Origin of the sequence: Pseudomonas sp. UME65, assembly GCF_014170225.1 — a bacterium.
Lineage (GTDB): Bacteria > Pseudomonadota > Gammaproteobacteria > Pseudomonadales > Pseudomonadaceae > Aquipseudomonas > Aquipseudomonas protegens.
In genome coordinates this window covers 295,579-317,249 of sequence record NZ_LZZQ01000013.1, presented here as the reverse complement: position 1 = coordinate 317,249, position 21,671 = coordinate 295,579, and the positions used below count along the sequence as shown (strand labels likewise).

Genomic DNA, 21,671 nt, shown 5'->3' with positions numbered 1-21,671 from the left:
CGGGTTTCAGGCCTTGCCGGAGCTCTGCGCGCTCAGGCGGAACTGCCCCGGGGTCAGCCCGGTGCGGGTCTTGAAACTGCGGTGGAACGAGCGCGGTTCGGTGAAACCCAGGCAATCGGAGATGCCCTGGATCGACAGCTCGCTGTGGCGCAGATAGTGCTCGGCCAGCTCCTGGCGCAGGTCGTCGAGAATCTGCTGGTATGAAGTGCCAGCCTGTTGCAGTTGGCGCTGCAGGGTGCGTACCGACAGGTGCAGGTGCTGCGCCACCTGCTCCTTGCGCGGCAGGCCGTCCTTGAGCAACTGGCGCAGCACGTTGTGCACCTGCAAGGCCAGGGGCGCATCGCCCAGGGAAGCCATCATCGCCTGGGCATGTTCTTCCAGGGTCTTGAGCAGGCGCGCGTCGGCCTGGCGCAGGGGCATCTGCAGGTACTCCAGCGGCGCCACCAGCGCCGAGCAGGGTTGCTGGAACAGCACCGGGCAGCCGAACAACGCCTCGTACTGCGCCGCCTCGACGGGTTCCGGCAGGGCGTGTTCGAACCACACCGCGCTGGGCGACAACTGCGAATCGGCGATCCAGCGCGCATACAACAGCCAGGACGCCAGGACGTTTTCCACCAGGTGGCGGCGGATGTCCGGGCGCTGATGGCGGCAACTCCAGATCAGCCGCACCTGGTTGCCAGCGACTTCGGCGCGGCTGGTGCCCATGTCTCCCACCAGTTTTTCGAACGGCATGATGCGGCCCATGGCTTCGCCGAGGGTCGCGCAGTTCATGGTGATGTAGCCCAGCACATTCCACGAGCTGGGTTTGACGAAGCGCGCCGAATTGAGCCCGAACAGCGGATCGCCCGAGTGCTGGCAGAAGTAGTCCAGCAGCCGCTCATGCACCTCCATCGGCAGGCGCAGGCTGGTGTCGTTCAACTGCGCGGCGCTAAGCCCGGCCGCCGCCAGCGCCGGCTCGGTGGCAATACCCAATTGCTCCGCATAGAGCAGGTATTTCAGCAGGGGCGGGACCGAAGTAAAACCGAGGCTGGGCATGAACGGGTTCCTGGTGACTAATCCCTAGGACAGCAGGACGAAGACCGGGAAAGGTAAGGGCAAACCCTGATGGGTGTAAATGCTCGGGTCCGGGGATTGGCGCCTTTCGCTGGCAAGCCAGCTCCTACGGAGGGTGTAGGAGCCGGCTTGCCGGCGAAGGGGCCTGCGCGAATCAGACGCGGAAGTGGCTGACCATCATCTGCAACTGGCCGCCCAGGCGCGCCAGTTCAACGCTTGCGGCTGCGGTTTCGTCGCTGGCGGCGGCGGTCTGTTCGGACACGTCGCGCACGTTGATGATGCTGCGGCTGATCTCTTCGGCCACGGCGCTCTGTTGCTCGGCAGCGGCGGCGATCTGCTGGTTCATCGACTGGATGTTGGACACGGTGCGGGTGATGCTTTCCAGCGAGGCGCCGGCCTTGCGGGTCAGTTCGACGCTGCTGTCGGTCAGGCTGCGGCTGTTGTTCATCACCGTGGCCACTTGCTGGGTGCCGTTCTGCAGGCCGGCCACCAGTTCCTCGATCTCTTCGGTGGACTTCTGGGTGCGCTGGGCCAGGGCCCGCACTTCGTCGGCGACCACGGCGAAACCACGGCCGGCTTCACCGGCGCGGGCGGCTTCGATGGCGGCGTTCAGTGCCAGCAGGTTGGTCTGCTCGGCCACGGCCTTGATCACGTCCATGACGCTGCCGATCTTGTCGCTTTCCTGTTGCAGCACGGTCATGGCGTCGGTGGAGCGCACCACTTCGCTGGCCAGGCGCTCGATCTGCTCGATGGCCTGGGCCACCACCTTGTCGCCCTGGCGGGCTTCGCCGTCGGCGGCGGCCGCGGCCTGGGAGGCTTCTTCGGCATTGCGCGCGACTTCCTGCACGGTGGCGGTCATCTCGTGCATGGCGGTGGCCACCTGGTCGGTCTCGACTTTCTGGCTGTTGACCCCGGCGCTGGTTTCTTCGGTCACCGCGGACAGTTCTTCGGCGGCGCTGGCGATCTGGGTCACGCCGTCGCGGATGCCGCTGATCAGCTCGCGCAGGGTCACGCCCATGCGCACGATGCCTTGTTGCAGCACGCCCAGTTCGTCGCGGCGGGTGACCCGCAGGTTCTCGGTCAGGTCGCCGGAGGCGATGCGCTCGACCACGGCCAGGGTTTCCTGCAGTGGGCGGGTGATTTGCCGGGTGATGATCACGGCGGCCAGTACACCGACCAGCAGCGCCAGCAGGGTGCTGATCAGCTGCAGGCTGCGGGCCTGGGCGCTCTCGATGTCGCGGCGGTCCAGCTGGATCTGGTACAGGGCGTCGCTGCGGCTGACGATGTCGGCGCCCTGGTCGGTCATTTCCTTGCGCGCCTCTACGGCGTTGGTGAAGGCGACCTTGAAGGCCTGCAGCGAGCTGCGGTAGCCGCTCAGGGCGGTTTCCAGCTGTTGCAGGGCATCGCGCTGGGTGCTGCTGAAATGGGACTTGAGCTGATCCATTTCGGCAATCGCAGCGTTGAGCTGGGTGACGGCTTTCTGTTCGGTGTCCGGGTTGTTGGTGGTGACGTAGCCGCGCACTTCATAGCGCGCCAGCTGGAAGGCTTCCTTGGCCTGGGTGATGGCCTGGAACTGCGTAAAGCGCTCGTCGCTCAGGGGCAACTGCTTGACCCAGGAGTTGATCCCGTTGATCAGGTCATTGGCGCGTTCGGCGTTCTGGTTCATCGCCAGGCGTGCGGCGTCGCCGCTGCGGTAGGCGTTGCGCATCTTGTTCAGCGAATCCTGATAGGCACTGATGGTCGCGCCCAGGCCTTGCAGGAGCTTGATGTTTTCCGGGCTCTGGAACGAGGCCAGGAGTTTTTTCTGCTGGGCGCTGAAATCATCCAGGGTGTTCTGCACGCCTTGGGCGGCGGTTTCGTCGCCGTTGGCCAGCATGTACTGCAGGCGGGTGACCCGCAGCTTGGTCAGGCCGCTGTTGAGCTGAGTGATGTCGCTCATCCAGTTGCTGCGGTCGATCAGGCTGCCCAGGCTGGTCCAGCCGGTCAGTGCAAGGACGGTGGTCAGGGCCAGGACCAGGCCGAAACCCAGGCCCAGCTTAAGGTTGACGCTGATGTTGGCAAACCAACTACTCATTGAATTCCTCCAGGAACGTAGCTCTTCTTGATCTTGAGTTGGCTGGAAGATTGTTGTTGTTGGTGACCAGCAAGGTGTTTTGTAGGGGGTGTATCGGCGGGATGTGCCATAGCTGAAACGATTTCGTCGGCATTGTCCCAAGACAATGTTTTAGGCGATGGACGGCTATTTTGCGGGATGTGCCGCCGGTCCGTTGAGCTTTTTTTCACATTGATTTCACTCGGGCCCCACGCCCGGCGCCCTAGAGTCTGGGCGGTCGATGCCACGGGCATCGGCCAGCGTTCAATTGTCATCAGGCTTTCGTAGCCTTGCTGTGCGCTGCTCAACACATCGGAACATTCTCGTAAGGGCGGCTGGGAATTGACTACAAGACTGGTGTTGCCGGCGAGCAAGCGGCCCTTCCTGGGGCGCGTCCTGGTCCGTTACAAGAACCTGCTGGCGCTGCTGCTGGGCGCTTGCCTGGTGATTCCCCTGGGGCTGTTCCTGCTCCGGCCGGCCTCGGTGCCCGACCTGAGCCACGGCAACGGGGCCGGGCTCCAGGCCCTGACGGCCGCCTGGGACAAGGGTGAAATGATTGTGCTGGTGCGCCACATGGAGCGCTGCGACCGCTCCAATGCCGCGTGCCTGGGCCCGGCCGATGGCATTACCGACCGGGCCCGCGAGGTGGCGGTGGGGCTCGGCGCGCAGTTCGAGCACCTGGGCCTGGAGCGTACCGATATCTACAACAGCCCGTTGACGCGCACCGCGCAGACCGCGAGCTACATGTTCAGCAAGGTCAGCAGTGGCGATGGCTGGCTGTTCAACTGCAAGAACACCATGTTGCGCGATGTCATGGCGCACAAGGTCGCCGGGCGCAACCTGGTGCTGGTGACCCACAGCGAATGCATGGCGCAGATGGAGCAGGACCTGAAACGGGCGACCCCGACCCTGGGGTACGGCGCTTCCCTGTTCGTCTCCACCGATACCCTCAATGGCGCGCCGAAGATGCTCGGCCTGATCGAGGCCAGTGACTGGCGCTCGGTGAACCTCAAGCCCTGACCGCAGGCGGCCGCTCCGTGTAGCTGGCCTTCAGGGGCATAGGAAGCGGCTCAAGGTGCCAGCAGGTCCGGCTCGGCCGGTGGCGTGCCAGCCGCTGGCGGGGTGGCTGCCGGGCCGTCGTTGATGCGCTGCGGGCTGATCAGGTTGGTGAACTCCTCGATCAGGCGCTGGATCGCTTCCGGCGGCTGGCAGTCGCGAAACTCCATGCTGATCTGTACCTCGTCCGGGTCGCGTTCCTGGCCGTCACGCTTGCCGCTGCCGAAGGTGACGAAAAACTTCTCGCTCTGCAGCTCGCCGTTCTCCAGGTCGTGGCTGGCCTTCTGCAGCTCGGTGGCCTGCATGCGCACCGACAGGTCGACAGTCATCTTGTGCAGGGCCAGGCCCTTGGGCGAGACCAGGGCAATCAGCGGCACATTGATGATGTGGTCTTCGTTGAGCGCCACCTCGACCATCTTGGCCTTCATCGGCGTGCCCAGGTCGTCGACGTTGTAGTCGAAGAACTGGTCGAACAACTTGATGTACTGCTGGGCGATCAGGTTGTGGGTGGCGGCTGCAGCCTGATGCATGCCGCGGGTGATATGGCTCAGGTCGCTGGCGGACATGGGCTCCTTGCTGCGGGAAAAAAACGCCATGGATCACGCTCCTTGTTCGGTGGCTGAAGTGCCCCGCCATGAAGGCGGGGCGGGTTACTGGGGCGAAGGCGCGATGTGGATCAACCGCCGGTGCCGGTTTTCTTCTCGTCCGCGGCATCGGGCATTTTCAGCGCGTTGGCGGTGGGCAGCTTGTCGGTGTCGGTCGGTTGAGTGCTAGGCAGCCGCACAGGCTTGGTGGCTGCGTCGGTGAGGAAGTCGATGACCCGCATCAGGGCTTCCGGTGGGTCCTGGCGGACGATCTTGGTGCTGATGGCGTAGCGGGCGCGGGTGTCGGTCTTGCGGGTCTGGGTCGATTTGTGGCTCGCCGCGCCCTTGACCGAAACGCTGAACGGGCCCCAGCCCATCTTCGCCTCGAAACTGCCGGAGGCTTCGGTGCTGCTGGTGTCCTCGGCCATCTGGCTGATGGTCAGCTCGAACTCGATGGAGCCTTCCTCGATGGTGATGTTGGGGTGACTGATGGCCGCCAGCAACGGGATGCGCATCGACTTCTTCACGGTGCCCTTGTACACCCCCTGCTCATCCACCAGGGTTTCGTCATAGTCGAACTGCACCGAAACCGCCTGGCCGTTCTGAATGCACACGCCCATCAGGAAGTCCGCATAGGCTTTGCTCGCGGCGACCTGCGCCTGAATCATCGCCATCAACGGACCGGTGATCATCTTGTCCAGGGGCAGGGCGGCGATCACGCCGCCAATCAGGCCCTTATCGATATCTGCCATGGTCTAGCTCCTTGTTCTTTGTTGCGCGAAATGCGCCCTTGCAGGTTAAGAAAGCCGTGAAGGCCGATTCAGCAGGAATCGATTACCGGTGAGTGTTGGCATCCAGGCGGCGGATGTTGCCGATCTGCCGCAGGCTCAGGCCGTACTTGTCCGCCAGCACACTGCGGGAAATGCCGCCCAGGCTTTCCAGTTGAATGTGCTGGTTGCGGATCTGCCGGCAGAAGTGGTCGGCCTTGGGGATCTCCAGGGCCAGGCCGGCGAAACGCTCGATCAGCGCGTTGAGGGCGTCGGGCGGCAGGATCAAAGCCAGGGAGGTACGTTCGGCGTGCTTGGGGATGTACTTGGGGCGGCCGCCGTATTCACGGGTCAGGCGGTAGGCATTTTCCAGTCCGATGCAGTCGATGAGGGCCTGGAGCGAGTGAGGGAGCTGGCGAACATCGATGAGTACGAGGTCTTTCACGTCCATTTGGTACCTCCTTGGAATTATGGATAAGGCTGGTTTGATCCTAAGGAGGTGTCTCGTCCTCTGTTCAGTGGGAAATTTCCCCCCTATTAAGGGGAACTATTACATTCTGATGTTGTATCGGTCGCTGGTGGTGCACTGGATTTTCCTAAACTGGATGAGGAAAAATCCATGTCACGCTACGCGATTGATTTCAGTTTTATCGCCGCTCTGGAGGGAGCTGCCATTACCCGCGGTTATGTGCCCGATCCGGACAAGAGCAAGAGTGGCGTCACGGTGGGCACAGGCTTCGATCTGGGGCAACGGAACGTAGAGGACCTGCAGGCGCTCAATCTGCCGGCGGACCTGATCCGGCGACTGACCCCCTACCTGGGGCTGAAGGGGCTCAAGGCCAAGGCGTTTCTCGACGGCCAGCCCTTGAGCATCAGCAGTGACGAGGCGCTTTTGGTGGACGAGGCATTCAAGGCGCCCTTCGTCGATCTTCTGGCAGCGAACTACACCCAGGCCAGCGGAGTGGACTTTGCCCAACTGCCGGCACCGATGCAGACCGTTATCGCCTCGGTGGCCTTTCAGTACGGCAACCTGGCCAGTCGCACACCGAACTTCTGGGCTCAGGTGGTGGCCCGCGACTGGAAGAGTGCCCTGGCCAACCTACGCAACTTTGGCGACAGCTACGGCACTCGCCGGCGCAAGGAGGCTGATCTGCTGGGCTCGCAGCTAACCTCGTAAGTGCTCGCCGCCCAGGCTCAAGGCCTGGGCGGCTTGCCGGTTTCAAGGGCAGGGGTAGGTTTGCAGCAGGCTGGCGTTGCCCATGTGGCTGGTGTCGTCGGGTTGTGTGCCGCTGGGCAGCGAGCGCCAGTCCACCAACAGGCACATGGCCTTGAGGGAAATGCCCTTGGCCTGGCCGATGGGTTTGGAAAACTCATAGCGGTACAGCGCCTGGGTGGTGTTCTGCGGGGTTACGCTGCTGGCATTGATCAAGGTGCTGCGAGCCATGTCCGGCAGTTTGTCCTGGGTGATGGTAAAGCGCGGTTGTTCACCCTGTTGGCTGAACGCGCCCTGGTCCCGAGAGCGTTTCCACAGCTGCTGCCACTGGCTGTTGCCGGCGGCGGTGCTCAGGGTGGCGGCGTAGGCCTTGAGGGTGGCGGGTGGGAGATTGGTGGTTTCCAGGGCGTGGGCAGCGCTGGCCAACAGGCTCAGGCCGAGGATCAGTGAACGCAGAATCAACATGGGAATATCTCCTTTTCCAGGCCGCAAGGGCCCGACACGAACATAGGGAAGATCCCGGCAACGAGGGTGTCGCCGGGGGCAAGGCTCAGCGGGCGTCGAGGTAGTCCCGACGCAGGCCTTCCTTGCTGCTCTTGGCGATCAGTTCCTTGGCCACGGTGTTCCCGATGGCGTTGTCGTTGATGTTTTCCACCCCAAGGATGTTTTGCGCCGCCAGTTGCTGGCGCAACCCGGCCTTCTGGGCAACGGCCCGGCTCAGGGTGCTACTGATAACGGTGATGCTCATGTCTGACTCCTTTTCGGGGAAAGCCCGTCGTTGGGCAGGAGTCATGGTTTCAAGGGCGGCGGGCGGGTATCAGCGGGAAAGGGTTCAAGGGGCATGGGCGGCAGGGATGGGCAAACGGCACCTGATTCAGGTGCCGTTTTTTTTGCGTTCAGCCGGCCGGCGCCAGGTTGACGAAGTAGTAGGCCTGGCGGCCCACCATGAGGGTCTGCTGGATCTGCAGCGGCGGCTTGGGCGCCTCGGCGCCACCCAGTACCGCCATGTGCTGCGGCGACTCGCGCAAGAAGGCCAGCAGTTGCGCCTCGTTCTGCAGGTCCTTGAGCAGGCTCTGGGTGTAGAACACGCTGGCGCCGGCGATGCGCTCGTTGGCCTGGTACAGCGCCAGTTGGTGCCCGCTACCCTGCAACGCCATGATCCGGTCGGTCACTGGAACGAACGACAGTTCGCGGTCGGCCCTGGGCGCGGCCCATTGGGCGTTGGCCAGATAGCCGCCGATCACCAGGGCCATGAGCGCTATCAGCCACCCCCTGCGCTGGCGCCCCACGGCACTCCAGAAACCCGTGCCCGGGGCCCGCCGGGCCAGGCGCTGGTAAAGCACTGCGCCATATTCCGCCGCCAGTACCGCCGCGGCCGGGGTCAGGGACATCAGGTACACCGTGCGCTTGCTCGAAGCCAGGCACAGCAGGGTGAACTGCGCCAGCAGCCAGAGGCTGAAAAACAGCAGGTAGCGGTTCTGCACCAGGGTTTTACGGAAATGCCACAGGCCCAGGTAAACCAGGATGTTCCACGGCAGGAAGGCCTGGGGCAGCTTGGCCAGGTAGTAGTAGAAGGGCTCGTAGTGCCCGGCCTCCTCGAAGGAGCCGTCGAAGCGCCCGACGCTGTTGGTCCACAGCACTTCCCCCAGGGCCTGCAGGCCGCCGCGCTGGTAGAGCATGTACAGCCAGATCATCAGCGGCACCAGCCCCAGCAGGGTCAGCAGGCCCGGGCGCAGCCAGTGGCTGAAGGTGAAGCGCTTGTCGATCAGGCTGTCGGCCAGCAGGTAGGCGAAGATCACCACCCCGGGCATGGCCAGGCCGAGCACGCCCTTGCTCAGGGTGGCGATGGCGATCCCGCCGGCGAATGCCAGCCAGGAGAGCAGCGCCGGCTGCTGCGCGGCCTGGCGTCGATGGGCCTGGAAAAACGCCAGCAGGGCCAGGGTTACCCCGAGGCTGAGCAGTGCATCCTCGCCCACGCCGCGCACGTTGCTCCAGTAACTGGCCATGGTCGCCAGCATCAGCCCGGCCATGGCCGCCAGGGCTGCCGGCCGGCCAAAGCGGCGCAGCATGGCGTACAGCAGCATCACGCTGAACAGCCCGGCGAAGGCCGAGGCCAGGCGCACCGCCAGGGGCGTGCCGCCGAAGGCGCGGATGGCCCCGGCATCGAGCCACAGGCTCAGCGGCGGTTTTTCCAGGAATGGCGTGCCGAACAGGCGCGGTGTGACCCAGTCATCGTCCAGGTGCATTTCCATGGCGATCCCGGCCACCCGGGCTTCGGTGGAACCTTGCAACTGGTGGTTGCCCAGGGCGAAGAAGAACAGCAGGCAGGCCAGCAGAAACAGTAGCGGAGCGGGTCGTGACATGAGTTGTGCGCCGACAGATCGAGGGGCGCAGCCGGAAGGCCGCGGGCAAGCCCGAAAGTATACGTAGGCAAGTCTTAACGAATTGTGAACAAGTAGGGGTAAAACGTGCGGATGTTCGCCGGCTGTGCGCGGGTTAGCCCATGGCCTGCTGGTAGGCGGCCACGGCTTGCGGGAACAGCTGTTCGTAGAGGGGGTAGGCGATGCCCAGCACGGTGATCTCGATGGCATCGGCGCCACATTCGGCGGAGTAGTCCTGAATGCTCACGCCCAGGGCAGGCACGGGTTGGTCGAGGTGGTGTACTACCAGGTGCAGCCCGCTCTGGCTCGCTCCTGCCAGTGCACGAACCTGCTGCTGGAGGCCGGCATAGGCCGGGGCGGCGATGAATTGGCCGAAGGCCACACCCATGGGCGGGTCGGCCGACTCCAGGGCCGACCAACCGAGCAGGGTCGAGCCCTGGTAGACCTTGAACCTTGCTGGAGCATCCGGGTAGGTGGGCATGGGGGGGCTCTGGTGAGGGATCAGGTGAGGGCGCTTTCCTGCTGTTGCCGGCTGATGCGCCCGCGGCCCCAGGCCGACAGCGCCTCGATCACCGGCTGCAGCGATTGCCCCTCGTCGGTCAGGCGGTATTCCACCCGCGGCGGCACCTCGGCGTACACCGTGCGCGACACCAGGCCGGCGGCTTCCAGGTCCCGCAACTGCTTGGCCAAAAGACGTTGGGAGATCCCCGGCAGGCGCCGTTGCAGTTCGTTGAAACGCAGGAACTCGTTGGCCAGCAACTGGTGCAGGACCACGCCTTTCCAGCGGCCGTCGATCAGGTCCAGGGTGACCTCCACCGGGCAGCCTGGAATGTCCTGATAGTGTTTGTGTTTCATTGCCTGACGACCCTTTTGCGTAGCTGGTACGCAAAAGTACCCTACTTGTGCGGGCAGGGCATGAGGGATTTAAGTGTGCGCTTTCAACCGCCAAGGAAGCTCTGCAATGAAGGCCATCGCCTACCTCAAAGGCTCGCACCTGTCTGACCCCCACGCATTCTGCGAGGTGCAACTGGCCCCGCCGCCACTGGAACCTCATGACCTGCTGGTGGCGGTCGAGGCGGTATCGGTCAACCCTTTGGACACGAAGGTCCGCGCCGGCCAGGTGGCGGTGCCCGACGAGGTGCGCACCCTGGGCTGGGACGCCAGTGGCGTGGTCCGCGCGGTGGGTAGCGCGGTGACCCTGTTCGCCCCTGGGGACGCGGTGTTCTATGCCGGCACCTTCACCCGCGATGGCGCCAATGCCGAGCTGCACCGGGTGGACGAGCGCCTGGTGGGGCACAAGCCGGCCAGCCTGTCCTTCGCCCAGGCGGCCGCCATGCCGCTGACCTCGCTGACCGCCTGGCAATTGCTCTTCGAGCGCCTGGGCCGGGTGCCCGGCGACCTCGCTGAACAGGGCACGCTGTTGATTGTCGGCGGTGCCGGTGGCGTTGGCTCGGTGCTGATCCAGCTGGCGCGCCGGCTGACCGCAATGACCGTCATCGCCACGGCTTCGCGGCCGGACAGCCGCCAGTGGTGCCTGGACCTGGGGGCCCATCAGGTGCTGGACCATTCCCGTTCGCTGGTGGAGCAACTGGCGGCCCTGGACCTGCCCCCCGTGACCCATATTGCCGCCCTGACCCATACCCAGCGGCACTATGCCGAGCTGGCCCGGATCATCGAGCCCCACGGCCATATCGCGCTGATCGACGATCACGACTTTTTCGATGCGGTGCCGCTCAAGGCCAAGAGCGTGTCCCTGCACTGGGAGATGGTGTTCACCCGCGCCCTGTTCCAGACCCCGGACATGATCGAGCAGCACCGCATCCTCAACCGGCTGGCGCAACTGCTGGACCAGGGGCTGATCCGCTGCACCCTGAATGAAGTCTTCAGCCCGTTCAACGCCGACAGCCTGCGCCGGGCCCATGAGCGCGTGGAGCAGGGCGGCCTGCCGGGCAAGGTGGTAGTGGCCCGCGACGCCCAGGCCATCGCCTCCTTGTAGGCGCTGGCTGGGTGGGCGCTGATTGGGTGCTGGCTTGCCAGCGAAGGCGGCACCACCTCTGGCGCAGGGCCGCAGGGCCTCTTCGCCGGCGAGCCGGCTCCTACGGGAGTGGAGTGTCGGGGAGGACTGATCGGCGCAGGTGGCGCCCGCTGCGCCACCAGAAGATGCCGCCGAGGAAGGCCCCAGAACAGCCGAACAGCGGCGCCACCGGCAGGTAGCGCGCCAGCCCTTCGGGCTCGGGTTCATCATCCGGCGAGTCGGTGTAGAAGCTCGACGGGGCCAGGCTCATCACCAGCGGAATGGTCGGCATCGCCGCCAGTGCACCGCAGAACAGATAGATCAGCACATTGCGCCAGGCAAAGCGCTGGGCCAGCCAGAAGAACAGCACACAGGGCAGGACCGTGAAAATGCCGATCAGCACACCGCTCAACACCAGGGTCAGCAGGCCCACGAACAGCGTCTGGAGAATGATGTCCGTGTTCAACGCGCCGGCACCGGCCAGCATCCCCAGCATCAGCAGCACGGCCACGAGCGTGGCCAGGGCCGTGACGCCGATGAAGTAGGCGGCGAACCAGTCTTCAGGCTGCACGGTACGAAGGGTTGGCGTTTTTGCGGGCATGGGAACTATCGCTTCTTGAGGTGAGTGACAAGGCCGAGGCCGTGTGAGCTTTCTTTGCCGGCATGCCGGCTCCTGCAGGAAGTAGTCAGCACAGATGACGCCCGCTGAGCCACCAGGACATCGCTCCCAGAAAGGCCCCGCAAGCGCCGAACAAGTGTGCCAACGGCGCATAGCGCTCAAGGATGTTGACGCCGTGCGGGAGGTTGAAAAAGCCGGGAGACAGGCTCACCACCATGGGAATGGCGGGCAGCGCCGCCAGGGCTCCGCCCAACAGGTAGATCCATAGATGGCGCCAGGTGAAACGCTGGGCCAGCCAGAAGAACAGGATGCAGGGCAGGGCGGCGACGACGCCTATCACCACCACGCTCACCAGTAGCACCACCACGCTGAAAGTCAGCGCGCTGGACAGGTTGCTCCACGGGTCACGGCTGCTGATCTGCACGATCAGGTTGACCAACAGCGTCAGGGCCACGGCCAGCGTCGCGACGCTGATGAAATAGGTGGCGACCCAATCAGAGGGCTGAACGGTACGAAGAGGTTTGGACGGCTGGGGCATGGGGGCAATGGCTTCAGGCAGAGGATGACCGGACCCAGGCTATCGGCAGCAAGGCGTTTTGATTGTGGAGTTTGCGTGGTTTTTTCGCGGTGAACACGCTTGGCGGATGACGCCGGGGGAGCAAATCCCTTATACAGGCAGCGGCCCGTCGGCAGTCCACGGGCCCGGTTTGCACCACCCACCCAGAAGGAGATGGACATGTTCAAGTTCCTGACTATGACCGAGTTGCCTCGTACCCCTGCGCATCGTGATGGAGGCTCCGTCAGCGGAGCGATCAATGCCTGGGAGCTGAAAAATCGGGCTCTCAATACGAAGGGGTTTGTCACATGTCCAAAGAATTACTCGGAGTTTCTGCTGTAGGGCTGATGGTGCTGGGCGAGTTCTGCGCCATCTACAGTGAAGTGGTGGTGGCGCGGCTGGCCCATTCCGGCAACACCTCGGGTGCCGAACTGGCGTTGCCGGTGCTGATCATGTGCCTGGGCGGTATCTGCCTGCTGGCGGCCTACTGGCTGGGTTACGTGGCGGTGGGCGACATCTGGATCATCACCGTGGTCTCGGTGACGTCGCTGCTGCTCCTGGAGCCGCTGGTGATCTGGGCCCTGTTCCAGCAGGCGCCCGGGCGCGGTGCCTTGATCGGCTTCTGCCTCGGCGCGCTGGGGATGTTGTCCGCCGTGTTCCTCTAGCACGGCCTCGCTCCGGCTCGGGTCCTTCAGGCCCGGGCCCGGGCAAAGTAGCGGCTGGGCGTCTCGCCCAATACCTTGCGAAACACACCGCTGAACGCACTCGGGCTGCTGTAGCCCAGGTCGCTGGCGACCCGGGTCACGGCTTCGCCCTGGCCCAGGCGCACCACGGCAGCCAGCAGGCAGGCCTGCTGGCGCCACTCGACGAAGCTGATGCCGGTGTGCTGGCGGAACAGCCGGGTGAAGGTGCGGCGGCTCATGCCGGCGCGCTCGGCCATTTCATCGATCCCCAACTCCAGCGAAGGTTGCTCCAGCGCCTCGCGGCAGGCCCTGGCCAGCCGTGGCTCGCGGGGAAGCGGAGCATTGAGGGCAAGGGCCGGCATGGCCGCGACTTCATGCAGCAGCAGGTTCATCACCTGGCCCTGCACGCTGCCCACGGCGTAGCGCGGGGGAATGGCCGTGGCCCGCAGCAGCAACTGGCGCAGCAGCTCGGACACCTCCCGCACCTGGCATTGTTCCGGCAGGCCAAGGCGCTTGGCTGCCCGGGGCCGTACATAGGTGTTGAGCATGGTCACTGGCCCGCTCATGTGCATGGCGTGGGGCACGCCGGCCGGCACCCAGATGGCCCGCTGCGGCGGCACCACCCAGTTGCCCTGGTCGCTGAAGACGCTGATCACCCCCGTGGCCGCATAGGCGAACTGCCCGCGCCGGTGCTGGTGCTCGGCGAAGTACAGGCCGTCGGGGTAGTCGATGGCGGTGACCACCACATCCCGCGGGGTATTTTCGTAAGGATCGATATCGATGGGTTGCATGGCCCGAATCTACTGATAATTGACCTGATACTACAAGCGGGCCATGGCGCGCGGGGGCGATAGTTCGGCCCCGGCCGGGGAATGACCCGCGGCCGCCTGTCCTGGACCGCGCGACATGCAGAAAAAACACCTGTTCCTGGCCCTGCTGGTGACGGCCTTGTGGGGCCTGAACTTTCCCATCACCAAACTGGGCCTGGCCAGTATCGATCCGTTGCTGCTTACCGCCCTGCGTTTCACCCTGGCGGCGCTGCCCTGGGTGTTCCTGGTGCCGCGCCCGCCGGTGGCATTCGCCTGGCTGGCGGCCTACGGGCTGATTTTCGGCGTGGCCATGTGGGCCCTGATCAACCTGGGGATCGATCACGGCGTGGCGCCGGGCACGGCTGCACTGTTGATCCAGTTCAGTGCCTTTTTCTCCCTGGGCTGGGGCGTGCTGCTGTTCGGCGAGCGCCTGCGCCTGCAACAGGTGCTGGCCACGGCCATTGCCCTGTGGGGGCTGCTGCGGATCATTGGCGACAGCCCCGGGCATGCCACCAGCCTGGGTTATGCCCTGCTGCTGGTGAGTGCATTCAGCTGGAGCGTGGGCAACGTCATCATCAAGCGCTGCGGGGTGCGCGAGGTGTTCGCTTTCGTGGTCTGGGCCAGCCTGTTTGCGCCATTGCCGCTGCTGGCATTGACCTGGATAAGCCATGGTGCGGCGCCGTTTCTGCAACTGGCCGGGCAAGTGTCCGCCGGCGCGGCCTTGTCGCTGATGTTTCAGGTCTATGCTGCAACGCACTTTTGTTACTGGGGCTGGAACCTGTTGCTGCGCGAGTATCCGGTCTCCCGGGTGGCGCCCTTGTCGCTGCTGATCCCGGTGTTCGGCATGGCCGGTTCGGTGTTGATCCTGGGGCAGCGGCTCGGGGCCGAGGAGGGCATTTCCATGGGCCTGATCCTGCTGGCGCTGGCGGTGGGGCAATTCGACTGGCGCCGGTTTTTCACCCTGGGTCGCCGTTCCCTGTAGCCGCTGCCGCAGGCTGCGAACGCTCCGGGTGGCACTGTCGCAGGAAGCGCAGGGACCCTGAGGCCGCCAGAGGTTTGCCAGGAGACCGCTAGGCAAGGCCCTGCGGGCCTTTTCGCAGCCTCGCGGGCTCGGCAGCGGCTACAGTCGGTGACAGTCGGCTGTGCGGAGCGGGTTTTTTATCCTTGTTCAGGCACCGTTCAGGGGCTGCGCGAGCAACATGTCCGGCCTTAATGCCTCGCTTTGGGTGCGGCGCTTTCTGGTGGGGCGAAGATGGTTCGAGAAACGCGTTTGAGTAGTGAGGCCTGGGGTATTTACCTGGTGGCCCTGCTGCTGTTCACCTTTGGCATCTGGGACCAGCAGCCCCAGGGTTTCGACGGCCGTTGGGCGCTGTTCCTGCAGGAAATGTTCCGCCACGGCACCAGCCTGTTCCCCACCACCTACGGCCAGCCATACCCGGACTACCCGGGCACTGCGACCTTCTTCAGCTACCTGTTCGCCCAGGCTTTCGGCGCCCCCAACCACCTGGCCAATATCCTGCCCACCGCGCTGGCCTCTGCCGGGGTGCTGGCGCTGCTGTATCGCTTGCTGGCGCCTTCGGGGCGCACCTGGGCACTGCTCGCGGTGCTGCTCACGGCGCTGACCAGCCAGCTGTTGGACAAGTCACGCTCGGTGTGCCTGGACCAGATGGTTTCCCTGCTGTGCCTGGGCACCTTCTACCTGCTGCACAGCGGCGAGCAACTGGGCTCCCGGCTGCGGTTGTGGGCGGTGCTGCCGCTACTGGTGCTGGCCTTTGCCATTCGCGGGCCCCTGGGGCTGGTGGAAGTCTGCGGGGTGGCCTGCACCTACTGGCTGCTGGGGGACAGCCGCACCCGCGAGGCGCGGCTGACGCTGATCAAACGGGTGCTCGCCTATGGCGTCAGTGGCCTCCTGTTGCTGGCCGGCTGCTGGTGGCTGCTGATGCAACTGGCCTATCTCGCTGGTGGCGAAGATTTCGTCCGTCAGGTCTACAACATGCAGGTGGTCGGGCGCCTGGATGAAAGCGGCGAGCCGTTCTACTTCTACTTCCAGCTGGCGCTGTACCGCTACTTCCCGGTGGTGCCCCTGGCCCTGGCGACGCTCTGGGTATTGCGCCGGCAATGGTCGCAGCGCCATGTGAACCCGCAGCTGCGCCTGGTACTTCGGCTGGGGGCCTGTGGCCTGATGATCCTGCTGGGCCTGTCGGTGCCGCACTTCAAACGCGCCTATTACATCCTGCCCATGGTGCCGATGTTCGCTGCGGTGGCGGCCTACGGCCTGCTCACGGCCCGGGGCTGGCTGGGCAAGGTGCGCAGCGGCTACCTGTGGCTGGTGGGGCTGCTGCCGGGGCTGTGCATCTTGGTGCTGTTCGTCTTGCGCCACAGTTGGTACAAGCACGGTTACTGGCCGCCGGTGTCCCTGCCGCTGCTGATCGCGATCTTCGTCGTGTTGCAGCTGCTGGCGCTGTATGGCTGGCGCAAGACTCTGGGCAGTTTCGGGCGGCGTCTTGTGCTGCTCAGCGGCTTGGCCCTGGCGGCGCAATGGACGCTGCTGGTGGCGGTGGTGGACCCGGCCAAGGATCTGCAGTTCGACACTAAGGCCTTCGTTTCCCAGGTGGAGCAGTTGCGCCAGGCCAGCCCCGGGCCGCTGGTGTTCTTCAACCTGGGCCAGGACACCTGGGCGGTGCGCTACATGATGAACCTGGACCACGACGAACAGCCGCTGTTCGTCAGCGGCGACGATCCCGGGCACCTGGACTCGCTGCCCCATGACTCCTGGGTGATCATCGCGCGCAAGGACCGGGGGCTGCTGGATAACACCTCCCTGGAGAATCAGTTGCCGGTGTTCGAGGGGCGCCTCAACGACAACCCCTGCCTGGTGTTCCAGTTGCAATAAGTGCTTGGCAGGGCCTGGGGCGGGCCGTATTTTGGCCACTGTCATCCGCGGGATAACCAGGGAGTGGTCATGCAATATCAGGTTCGTCCGGCCGTACCGGCCGATGCTCCACAGGTCAGCCAGGTGATCCTGGCGGCCTTGCTCGCCAGCAATGCCCAGGACTACCCCGCCAGTGTGATCGAGCGGGTCCAGGCCAGCTTCACCCCCGATGCAGTGCGCCAACTGATGCAGCGCCGGCAGATGTTTGTCGCCCTGATGCACGGGGAATTGCGGGGCACCGCCAGCCTCGACGGGCGTGCGGTGCGTTCGGTGTTTGTCGACCCGGCCCACCACGGCCAGGGCCTGGGGCGGCAACTGATGGCCGCGGTCGAGCAGGCGGCGCTGGATTCGGGCCAGACCTCGCTGGTGGTGCCCTCGTCGGTCACCGCTGAAGGCTTTTATGCCCGCCTGGGCTTTGTCCGGGTACGCGAGCATTACGAGGGCGAGGAGCTGACGCTGATCATGGAGCGGGCCCTGGTGGCCGCCGAGACCGGGCCAGGGCTGGGCTGATTCAGGCCGGTTGCGCAGCAATCACCAACACTTCGATGCGGTAGTGCGGCTTGGCCATGGGCGCCTGCACGCAAACCCGCACCGGTGCCTGCACACCTTCGAGCCAGGCATCCCAGAGCAGGTTCATGGCCGGGTAGTCGGCCATGTCCTTGAGCCAGATCTGCGCGCTGAGCAGGTGGCCCTTGTCGGTGCCGGCCCTGGCCAGCAGGGCGTCGATCTGTTGCAGCACATCCTGCGTCTGGGCGCGGATGTCCCCTTCGGTCAATTGCGAAACCTGGCCTGCCAGGTACACGGTCCGGTTGTGGATCACGGCCTGGCTGAAGCGCGCGGTGGTGCCGATTCGCTGGAGGGATGAGGTCATGTCGAGGTCCATTGGTTCGTCCATTGGTTCAAGGGTGGAAAGGTCAGTTGTTGTCGCTCAGGCCGGCCCCGGCGCCCAGCAGGCGCGAGGCTTCGGAGGCCGGCACGTAGGTGCGGGCGGCCAGGTGATCGAGGTCGTGCTGGGGGCTGTCGCCCAGGTCCGGAATGCTGCCCGCCAGAGGCTTGCCGAGGGTGCCGGCAGGATCTGTGCAAGCGCAGCGCACCTGGGCGGCTGTGGCGGCGCCGAGGTTCTGCGCACGTACCAGCCAGGCTTCGCCCGAGGGGGAAAACTTCAGGCAGCAGCCGTTCCAGGACAGCTCCAGCCACAGGCCGAGCTGGCGCGCGGTGGCGCTGGCAAAGGGCAGCAGCAGTTGCGGGTGCGCCACCTGCCTGAGCTCGATGCGGCCGTTGCTGCGCAGCAGGTAGGCGTGGTCGCTCAGGGTCGCCCCGGCAATCAGCGGGCACAGGGCATGCCCGGGCACCTGCCAGGGCTCGGCGCTGACATCCGGGGCCAGTTGCTGGTAGGCACAGCCGTCATTCTGTCGCAGCTGCGTGGCCAGCACGCCGGGCCCGTCGAGGCCGTGGGCCGAGAGCCAGCGCGCGGCCTTGCCGGCTTCCTCCGCCAGGCCCCAGGACAGCCCGGCACCGCGGGCGGCTTTCTTGCACAGGCTTTCGATTTCATTCAACGAGGCATGCACGGCGCTGCTCCTGGCTGTCGAGGTTGGGGTAGGACCAGTCGTCCGCGGCCATCTGCCCCAGCTCATGGGGGAAGGGCGCGTTCTGGTAGAGGGTGATGCGTACCCAACGATCCGAGCGCGGGTCGAAGTGGGTGGCGCCGAAGAACGACAGCTTGCAGCGCAGCAGGTCGATGGGCAGCAGCGCCTGGTCGATCAGGTTGTCCTGGATGTCGGCGTAGGGGAACGCTGGCGCCAGTTGCACCCGGCGCAGGCTGTGGCGGTGTTCCGGGTGCCGCAGCAGGAAGCTGGCGACGCTTTGCGAGTCGCTCCAGCCGGGCAGGGCGGCTTGCAACTGGGCGATGTCCCGGGCCACTGCCAGGGGCTGCTCCAGGTCTTGCCCGGGCTCGGCAAAGCGCTGGCCGATCCGCGGTTCGAGTTTTTCCTCGGAGACGTACCAGAACAGCGCGCGGCTGGCTTGGCTGGAGAAGTCGATGGCCGCGACCCAGGAATAATGCTCGTCGAGTATCTGCCGCAGGCGGCCGATGCTCATGCTGCCGTCGACGCTGAAGCTGGCCTGCTCATCGGCCTGCATACCGGCGCCCAGCTCATCCACCAGGTGGCCGTAGGGCTCCAGCAGCAGCGACACCAGGCATTCCTGCGCCTCCAGCGACAGCGCGCCTTCGGCCCAGCGATAGAGTTCGTCCCAGGGGGAATCCTGCTCCAGGATGCCGCTGGCGAGATGGTGCTCCAGGCGCTGCAGGTCACCTTGCAGTTGCAGGATGCGGCCGTGTTGCAGTTCGTGCTCGGAGTGCCAGTGGCCGATGCCGGCCTGGGCCCGGGTGAGGAATTCGACGAACCGCTGGCGCTCCGCAGCCGATGGCTGGCGCACGGCGCGTACCCGTTGCAGGGCGGTTTCCCGGGCCTGTACCCAGTTGTTCAAGAGCACCGGATGGTTCAGCAGGAACGGCGCCATGCCCAGCCCCGTGGAGTTGCCGATGCCCAGGCGCCGGCGCAGTTGCGGCTCCAGGGTCACCGCCTGCCGGGGCGCCCGGGCCTGGGCCAGGTGCTCCACCAGGTCCAGGGTGAAGGCGCGGATCAGGAACACGGTGAGCATTTCCGCCTGGAAGGGTGCCGCCAGCTCCGGCCGCTGGGCGATGCGTTCACGGTCGGCCGCGCCGAACTTGCCGCTGCCGTAGACCGCGGTGGTGCGCATCAGGTAGCCGACTTCATCGATGAACTCGCGCTGCGGCTGGCGGCCGGCAGCCAGGGCCTCGATCACATGGTCGAACAGCCGCACCGAACGGTTGGCCCGGGCCATGCACAGCTCGCGGGAGGAAATGCGCCCGGCTTCCTGCTTCGGCACATTGGCCTCCAGGCGGTCCAGGTCGGCGGCATCGGGGATGCCGTCGAACAGGGCGAAGGTGGCATCCCAGGCGGTGGCGATGACCCGGTCCGAGCGCAGTGCCGGGTCCAGGTCATGGGCGAAGGCCACCAGGCTGTAGCTGCGCTGCGGGCCGGTGGCGGTGTACACCGCACGGCCCACGCCCTGGCTGTCGAGGGTCCACAGCGGGCGTTGGAACTGCCAGTTTTCAGCCTTGAGGCGGCGCAGCAACTGGCGCATGAACGACAGCCGGGATTGGTGGAAGGCCCCCAGGCGCGCCGCCTTCATGACGCTGGCGGGTGGTCGCAGGTTCATTCAGAGCACCCCCTGTTCACGGGCCATTTGCCGGGCAATGCGGATCGCGTCCCAGACCGCCGGGAGGATCAGCAGCGACACCGGCACCGCAGTGATCACGATGAACGACTGCAAGGCACTGATGCCGCCCTCACCGAGGGTGATCAGGGTAGCCCCCACCAGGCCCATGCCGGCACCCCAGAACACCCGCAGCCAGGCCGGGGATTCGGCGTGGTTGCTGCTGATGGCCATGGCCACGGTATAGGACATGGAGCCGGCGCTGGTGACCACCGAGAAGAAACTGAGGAACAGGAACAGCGCCGAAATCAGGTTGGGCAGCGGCATCGACTGGGCCACCCCGAGCAGCAGCGCCTCAGGTTGCACGCCGTGGCTGATCACGCGGCCCGGCGATTGCAGTTCGATACCGATCCCGGTGCCGCCCACCAGGGTGAACCAGAGCATGGTGATCAGCGGGGCGGCCACCGACATCAGGGTGATCACCTCACGGATGCTGCGCCCGCGGGAGACCTTGGCCACGTAGATACCCATCATCGGCGCGTAGCCGATGAACCAGCCCCAGTAGAACAGGGTCCAGCTGTTGAGCCAGGCGTTGTCATCGCGGTACAGGGCGGTCTGGAAGAAGCTGGTGACGTGCACCGCCAGGCTCTGGGCCAGGGTTTCGCTGAGGAACAGGGTGGGGCCGAAGATGAACAGGAACGCCGCCAGGCCCAGCATCAGCCACACGTGGACCTTGCTCACCAGCCGCAGGCCGCCCAGGCCCACCACACAGGACAGGGTATAGATCACCGTCACCGAGAGAATCACCATGGCCTGGACCATGATGGTGTTCGGCACGCCCCACACCGAGTGCAGGACGAAGGCGATCTGCAGGCCGAGAAAACCCACCGGGCCGATGGTGCCGGCCACCACCGCGATGATCGCCGAGGCATCGGCGAACACGGCGATCGGGCCCTTCAGGGCTCGCTCGCCCAGCAGCGGGTAGAGCAGGGTGCGCGGCATCAGCGGCAGGTTCTTTTCGTGGTGCAGGTACATGTAGACCACGGTCAGCAGACTGCCGAGCACCGCCCAGGCCATGAAACCCCAGTGCAGGAACGACTGGGATAGCGCGGCCACGCCGGCGGCGTCGCTCTTGGCCACGGCGCCGAAGTACGGTGGTGGGGCGATGAAATGCATCATGGGTTCGGCAGCGGCCCAGAAGGCGCCGCCACCGGCCAGCAGGGCGCACATGATCATCGATACCCAGTTGAAGGTGCTGATGCTGGGCTTGTGCCCGACGCCGCCCAGGCGCACCCGGCCCAGGCGGGTGAAGCCGATGTACAGGCTGGCGCCGAAGGTCGCCAGCATCAGCACCTGCCAGTACAGGCCGAAGTAATGGGTGCTCCAGGTGAAGGCGTGGCCGATCAGGCTGGAAAGGGTGTTCAGGTCTATCAGGGCAATGACCAGGAACAGCAGGAAGAAACCTCCGCTGATCCAGAAAATCGACCAGTCGAGGGTTCCAGCGGCGCGGCTGTGCAGCGAGCGGGTGTCGATCCCCGCTTTGATTTCGCCTGGAATTTCCATGGTGCCTCCGTGTTGCGTTGTCGATCGCTAATAATTGTTATGGGCGCATTTGTTGTTGTTAGTGCTTGGCGATGACCCTGTTCAGGCCGGACGTCAGGACAATCGGGAA

General features: G+C 65.2%; 25 protein-coding genes and 1 pseudogene. 7 read left to right on the top strand and 19 right to left on the bottom strand.

Annotated elements, in window-relative coordinates:
- Positions 1 to 6: 6 nt before the first annotated feature.
- From A9971_RS16250 to A9971_RS16240, 4 genes and pseudogenes are all read right to left on the bottom strand, one after another.
- A complete protein-coding gene (locus tag A9971_RS16250) occupies positions 7 to 1,035 on the bottom strand; it encodes an AraC family transcriptional regulator (RefSeq protein WP_053156284.1) in 1,029 nt (342 codons plus the stop codon).
- A gap of 172 nt (positions 1,036 to 1,207) precedes the next feature.
- Positions 1,208 to 1,912 (bottom strand): methyl-accepting chemotaxis protein, encoded by a 705-nt coding sequence (locus A9971_RS33225; protein WP_373366100.1) that lies wholly within the window; start codon positions 1,910 to 1,912, stop codon positions 1,208 to 1,210.
- A gap of 201 nt (positions 1,913 to 2,113) precedes the next feature.
- Positions 2,114 to 2,992: pseudogene (locus A9971_RS33220) on the bottom strand (methyl-accepting chemotaxis protein); the annotation flags it as partial.
- A gap of 131 nt (positions 2,993 to 3,123) precedes the next feature.
- Positions 3,124 to 3,420, bottom strand: a complete 297-nt coding sequence (locus tag A9971_RS16240; protein WP_134532545.1) for a hypothetical protein — start codon at positions 3,418 to 3,420, stop codon at positions 3,124 to 3,126.
- Between the two features lie 67 nt (positions 3,421 to 3,487).
- On the opposite strand from A9971_RS16240, the gene A9971_RS16235 reads away from it, so the two are divergent.
- Positions 3,488 to 4,165, top strand: a complete 678-nt coding sequence (locus tag A9971_RS16235; protein WP_011059143.1) for a histidine phosphatase family protein — start codon at positions 3,488 to 3,490, stop codon at positions 4,163 to 4,165.
- Positions 4,166 to 4,215: 50 nt separating this feature from the next.
- On the opposite strand, the gene A9971_RS16230 is transcribed toward A9971_RS16235, so the two are convergent.
- The 3 genes from A9971_RS16230 to A9971_RS16220 all read right to left on the bottom strand — a co-directional run bounded on the left by A9971_RS16230 (position 4,216) and on the right by A9971_RS16220 (position 6,003).
- A complete protein-coding gene (locus tag A9971_RS16230) occupies positions 4,216 to 4,797 on the bottom strand; it encodes a DUF2589 domain-containing protein (protein ID WP_053148965.1) in 582 nt (193 codons plus the stop codon).
- Positions 4,798 to 4,877: 80 nt separating this feature from the next.
- Positions 4,878 to 5,537, bottom strand: coding sequence for a DUF2589 domain-containing protein (locus tag A9971_RS16225; RefSeq protein ID WP_011059145.1), 660 nt, complete (start codon positions 5,535 to 5,537; stop codon positions 4,878 to 4,880).
- Between the two features lie 82 nt (positions 5,538 to 5,619).
- A complete protein-coding gene (locus A9971_RS16220; RefSeq protein WP_011059146.1) occupies positions 5,620 to 6,003 on the bottom strand; it encodes a hypothetical protein in 384 nt (127 codons plus the stop codon).
- A 168-nt stretch (positions 6,004 to 6,171) separates the two neighbouring features.
- Between A9971_RS16220 and A9971_RS16215 the strand changes: the two genes are divergently transcribed.
- Entirely contained in the window at positions 6,172 to 6,729 is a 558-nt protein-coding gene (locus tag A9971_RS16215; RefSeq protein ID WP_019092807.1) for a pesticin C-terminus-like muramidase, read from the top strand.
- Positions 6,730 to 6,771: 42 nt separating this feature from the next.
- Here the strand turns inward: A9971_RS16215 and A9971_RS16210 are convergent, their stop codons facing one another.
- From A9971_RS16210 to A9971_RS16190, 5 genes are all read right to left on the bottom strand, one after another.
- On the bottom strand, positions 6,772 to 7,230 hold the full coding sequence (locus A9971_RS16210; protein WP_183001312.1) for a hypothetical protein: 459 nt from the start codon (positions 7,228 to 7,230) through the stop codon (positions 6,772 to 6,774).
- 85 nt (positions 7,231 to 7,315) lie between these two features.
- Positions 7,316 to 7,513: a hypothetical protein gene (locus tag A9971_RS16205; RefSeq protein ID WP_015634073.1), complete on the bottom strand. Its 198-nt coding sequence runs from the start codon at positions 7,511 to 7,513 to the stop codon at positions 7,316 to 7,318.
- A 148-nt stretch (positions 7,514 to 7,661) separates the two neighbouring features.
- Positions 7,662 to 9,128, bottom strand: coding sequence for a glycosyltransferase family 39 protein (locus A9971_RS16200; protein WP_183001313.1), 1,467 nt, complete (start codon positions 9,126 to 9,128; stop codon positions 7,662 to 7,664).
- A 133-nt stretch (positions 9,129 to 9,261) separates the two neighbouring features.
- Positions 9,262 to 9,627, bottom strand: a complete 366-nt coding sequence (locus tag A9971_RS16195) for a hypothetical protein (RefSeq protein ID WP_172681980.1) — start codon at positions 9,625 to 9,627, stop codon at positions 9,262 to 9,264.
- 20 nt (positions 9,628 to 9,647) lie between these two features.
- Entirely contained in the window at positions 9,648 to 10,001 is a 354-nt protein-coding gene (locus tag A9971_RS16190) for a helix-turn-helix domain-containing protein (RefSeq protein ID WP_174395814.1), read from the bottom strand.
- Positions 10,002 to 10,107: 106 nt separating this feature from the next.
- On the opposite strand from A9971_RS16190, the gene A9971_RS16185 reads away from it, so the two are divergent.
- Positions 10,108 to 11,142 carry a zinc-binding alcohol dehydrogenase family protein gene (locus A9971_RS16185; protein ID WP_174395815.1) on the top strand — a complete coding sequence of 345 codons (1,035 nt, stop codon included), beginning with the start codon at positions 10,108 to 10,110 and terminating at the stop codon, positions 11,140 to 11,142.
- A gap of 100 nt (positions 11,143 to 11,242) precedes the next feature.
- On the opposite strand, the gene A9971_RS16180 is transcribed toward A9971_RS16185, so the two are convergent.
- Positions 11,243 to 11,761 carry a hypothetical protein gene (locus tag A9971_RS16180; RefSeq protein ID WP_169893847.1) on the bottom strand — a complete coding sequence of 173 codons (519 nt, stop codon included), beginning with the start codon at positions 11,759 to 11,761 and terminating at the stop codon, positions 11,243 to 11,245.
- Positions 11,762 to 11,846: 85 nt separating this feature from the next.
- On the bottom strand, positions 11,847 to 12,317 hold the full coding sequence (locus A9971_RS16175) for a hypothetical protein (protein ID WP_053148976.1): 471 nt from the start codon (positions 12,315 to 12,317) through the stop codon (positions 11,847 to 11,849).
- 365 nt (positions 12,318 to 12,682) lie between these two features.
- On the opposite strand from A9971_RS16175, the gene A9971_RS16170 reads away from it, so the two are divergent.
- Positions 12,683 to 13,000 carry a hypothetical protein gene (locus A9971_RS16170; RefSeq protein ID WP_011059155.1) on the top strand — a complete coding sequence of 106 codons (318 nt, stop codon included), beginning with the start codon at positions 12,683 to 12,685 and terminating at the stop codon, positions 12,998 to 13,000.
- Between the two features lie 26 nt (positions 13,001 to 13,026).
- Here the strand turns inward: A9971_RS16170 and A9971_RS16165 are convergent, their stop codons facing one another.
- Positions 13,027 to 13,809 (bottom strand): helix-turn-helix domain-containing protein, encoded by a 783-nt coding sequence (locus A9971_RS16165; RefSeq protein WP_019092815.1) that lies wholly within the window; start codon positions 13,807 to 13,809, stop codon positions 13,027 to 13,029.
- A gap of 115 nt (positions 13,810 to 13,924) precedes the next feature.
- On the opposite strand from A9971_RS16165, the gene A9971_RS16160 reads away from it, so the two are divergent.
- The 3 genes from A9971_RS16160 (at position 13,925) to A9971_RS16150 (ending at position 17,269) form a co-directional block, all read left to right on the top strand.
- A complete protein-coding gene (locus A9971_RS16160) occupies positions 13,925 to 14,809 on the top strand; it encodes an EamA family transporter (protein WP_123473946.1) in 885 nt (294 codons plus the stop codon).
- 270 nt (positions 14,810 to 15,079) lie between these two features.
- Positions 15,080 to 16,720 (top strand): glycosyltransferase family 39 protein, encoded by a 1,641-nt coding sequence (locus A9971_RS16155; protein WP_183001314.1) that lies wholly within the window; start codon positions 15,080 to 15,082, stop codon positions 16,718 to 16,720.
- A 69-nt stretch (positions 16,721 to 16,789) separates the two neighbouring features.
- On the top strand, positions 16,790 to 17,269 hold the full coding sequence (locus A9971_RS16150) for a GNAT family N-acetyltransferase (protein ID WP_183001315.1): 480 nt from the start codon (positions 16,790 to 16,792) through the stop codon (positions 17,267 to 17,269).
- A 1-nt stretch (position 17,270) separates the two neighbouring features.
- On the opposite strand, the gene A9971_RS16145 is transcribed toward A9971_RS16150, so the two are convergent.
- Genes A9971_RS16145 through A9971_RS16130 form a run of 4 tightly spaced genes read right to left on the bottom strand, consistent with a single transcriptional unit; the run spans position 17,271 to position 21,562 of the window.
- A complete protein-coding gene (locus tag A9971_RS16145) occupies positions 17,271 to 17,630 on the bottom strand; it encodes a RidA family protein (protein WP_176707075.1) in 360 nt (119 codons plus the stop codon).
- Positions 17,631 to 17,673: 43 nt separating this feature from the next.
- Positions 17,674 to 18,327: a DUF3726 domain-containing protein gene (locus A9971_RS16140; protein ID WP_011059161.1), complete on the bottom strand. Its 654-nt coding sequence runs from the start codon at positions 18,325 to 18,327 to the stop codon at positions 17,674 to 17,676.
- The gene (locus A9971_RS16135) at positions 18,308 to 20,002 is read right to left on the bottom strand and encodes a hypothetical protein (RefSeq protein ID WP_183001316.1); all 1,695 of its coding nucleotides are present in this window, start codon (positions 20,000 to 20,002) and stop codon (positions 18,308 to 18,310) included. Before A9971_RS16135 ends, A9971_RS16140 begins: the two co-directional genes overlap by 20 nt.
- On the bottom strand, positions 20,003 to 21,562 hold the full coding sequence (locus A9971_RS16130) for a BCCT family transporter (protein WP_019092820.1): 1,560 nt from the start codon (positions 21,560 to 21,562) through the stop codon (positions 20,003 to 20,005).
- Between the last annotated feature and the right edge of the window lie 109 nt (positions 21,563 to 21,671).

Coding starts and splice junctions, on each gene's coding strand:
- A9971_RS16250 (WP_053156284.1), bottom strand. CDS start 1,035: ATGCCCAGCCTCGGTTTTACTTCGGTCCCGCCCCTGCTGAAATACCTG.
- A9971_RS33225 (WP_373366100.1), bottom strand. CDS start 1,912: ATGACCGCCACCGTGCAGGAAGTCGCGCGCAATGCCGAAGAAGCCTCC.
- A9971_RS16240 (WP_134532545.1), bottom strand. CDS start 3,420: ATGACAATTGAACGCTGGCCGATGCCCGTGGCATCGACCGCCCAGACT.
- A9971_RS16230 (WP_053148965.1), bottom strand. CDS start 4,797: ATGGCGTTTTTTTCCCGCAGCAAGGAGCCCATGTCCGCCAGCGACCTG.
- A9971_RS16225 (WP_011059145.1), bottom strand. CDS start 5,537: ATGGCAGATATCGATAAGGGCCTGATTGGCGGCGTGATCGCCGCCCTG.
- A9971_RS16220 (WP_011059146.1), bottom strand. CDS start 6,003: ATGGACGTGAAAGACCTCGTACTCATCGATGTTCGCCAGCTCCCTCAC.
- A9971_RS16215 (WP_019092807.1), top strand. CDS start 6,172: ATGTCACGCTACGCGATTGATTTCAGTTTTATCGCCGCTCTGGAGGGA.
- A9971_RS16210 (WP_183001312.1), bottom strand. CDS start 7,230: ATGTTGATTCTGCGTTCACTGATCCTCGGCCTGAGCCTGTTGGCCAGC.
- A9971_RS16205 (WP_015634073.1), bottom strand. CDS start 7,513: ATGAGCATCACCGTTATCAGTAGCACCCTGAGCCGGGCCGTTGCCCAG.
- A9971_RS16200 (WP_183001313.1), bottom strand. CDS start 9,128: ATGTCACGACCCGCTCCGCTACTGTTTCTGCTGGCCTGCCTGCTGTTC.
- A9971_RS16195 (WP_172681980.1), bottom strand. CDS start 9,627: ATGCCCACCTACCCGGATGCTCCAGCAAGGTTCAAGGTCTACCAGGGC.
- A9971_RS16190 (WP_174395814.1), bottom strand. CDS start 10,001: ATGAAACACAAACACTATCAGGACATTCCAGGCTGCCCGGTGGAGGTC.
- A9971_RS16185 (WP_174395815.1), top strand. CDS start 10,108: ATGAAGGCCATCGCCTACCTCAAAGGCTCGCACCTGTCTGACCCCCAC.
- A9971_RS16180 (WP_169893847.1), bottom strand. CDS start 11,761: ATGCCCGCAAAAACGCCAACCCTTCGTACCGTGCAGCCTGAAGACTGG.
- A9971_RS16175 (WP_053148976.1), bottom strand. CDS start 12,317: ATGCCCCAGCCGTCCAAACCTCTTCGTACCGTTCAGCCCTCTGATTGG.
- A9971_RS16170 (WP_011059155.1), top strand. CDS start 12,683: ATGGTGCTGGGCGAGTTCTGCGCCATCTACAGTGAAGTGGTGGTGGCG.
- A9971_RS16165 (WP_019092815.1), bottom strand. CDS start 13,809: ATGCAACCCATCGATATCGATCCTTACGAAAATACCCCGCGGGATGTG.
- A9971_RS16160 (WP_123473946.1), top strand. CDS start 13,925: ATGCAGAAAAAACACCTGTTCCTGGCCCTGCTGGTGACGGCCTTGTGG.
- A9971_RS16155 (WP_183001314.1), top strand. CDS start 15,080: ATGGTTCGAGAAACGCGTTTGAGTAGTGAGGCCTGGGGTATTTACCTG.
- A9971_RS16150 (WP_183001315.1), top strand. CDS start 16,790: ATGCAATATCAGGTTCGTCCGGCCGTACCGGCCGATGCTCCACAGGTC.
- A9971_RS16145 (WP_176707075.1), bottom strand. CDS start 17,630: ATGACCTCATCCCTCCAGCGAATCGGCACCACCGCGCGCTTCAGCCAG.
- A9971_RS16135 (WP_183001316.1), bottom strand. CDS start 20,002: ATGAACCTGCGACCACCCGCCAGCGTCATGAAGGCGGCGCGCCTGGGG.
- A9971_RS16130 (WP_019092820.1), bottom strand. CDS start 21,562: ATGGAAATTCCAGGCGAAATCAAAGCGGGGATCGACACCCGCTCGCTG.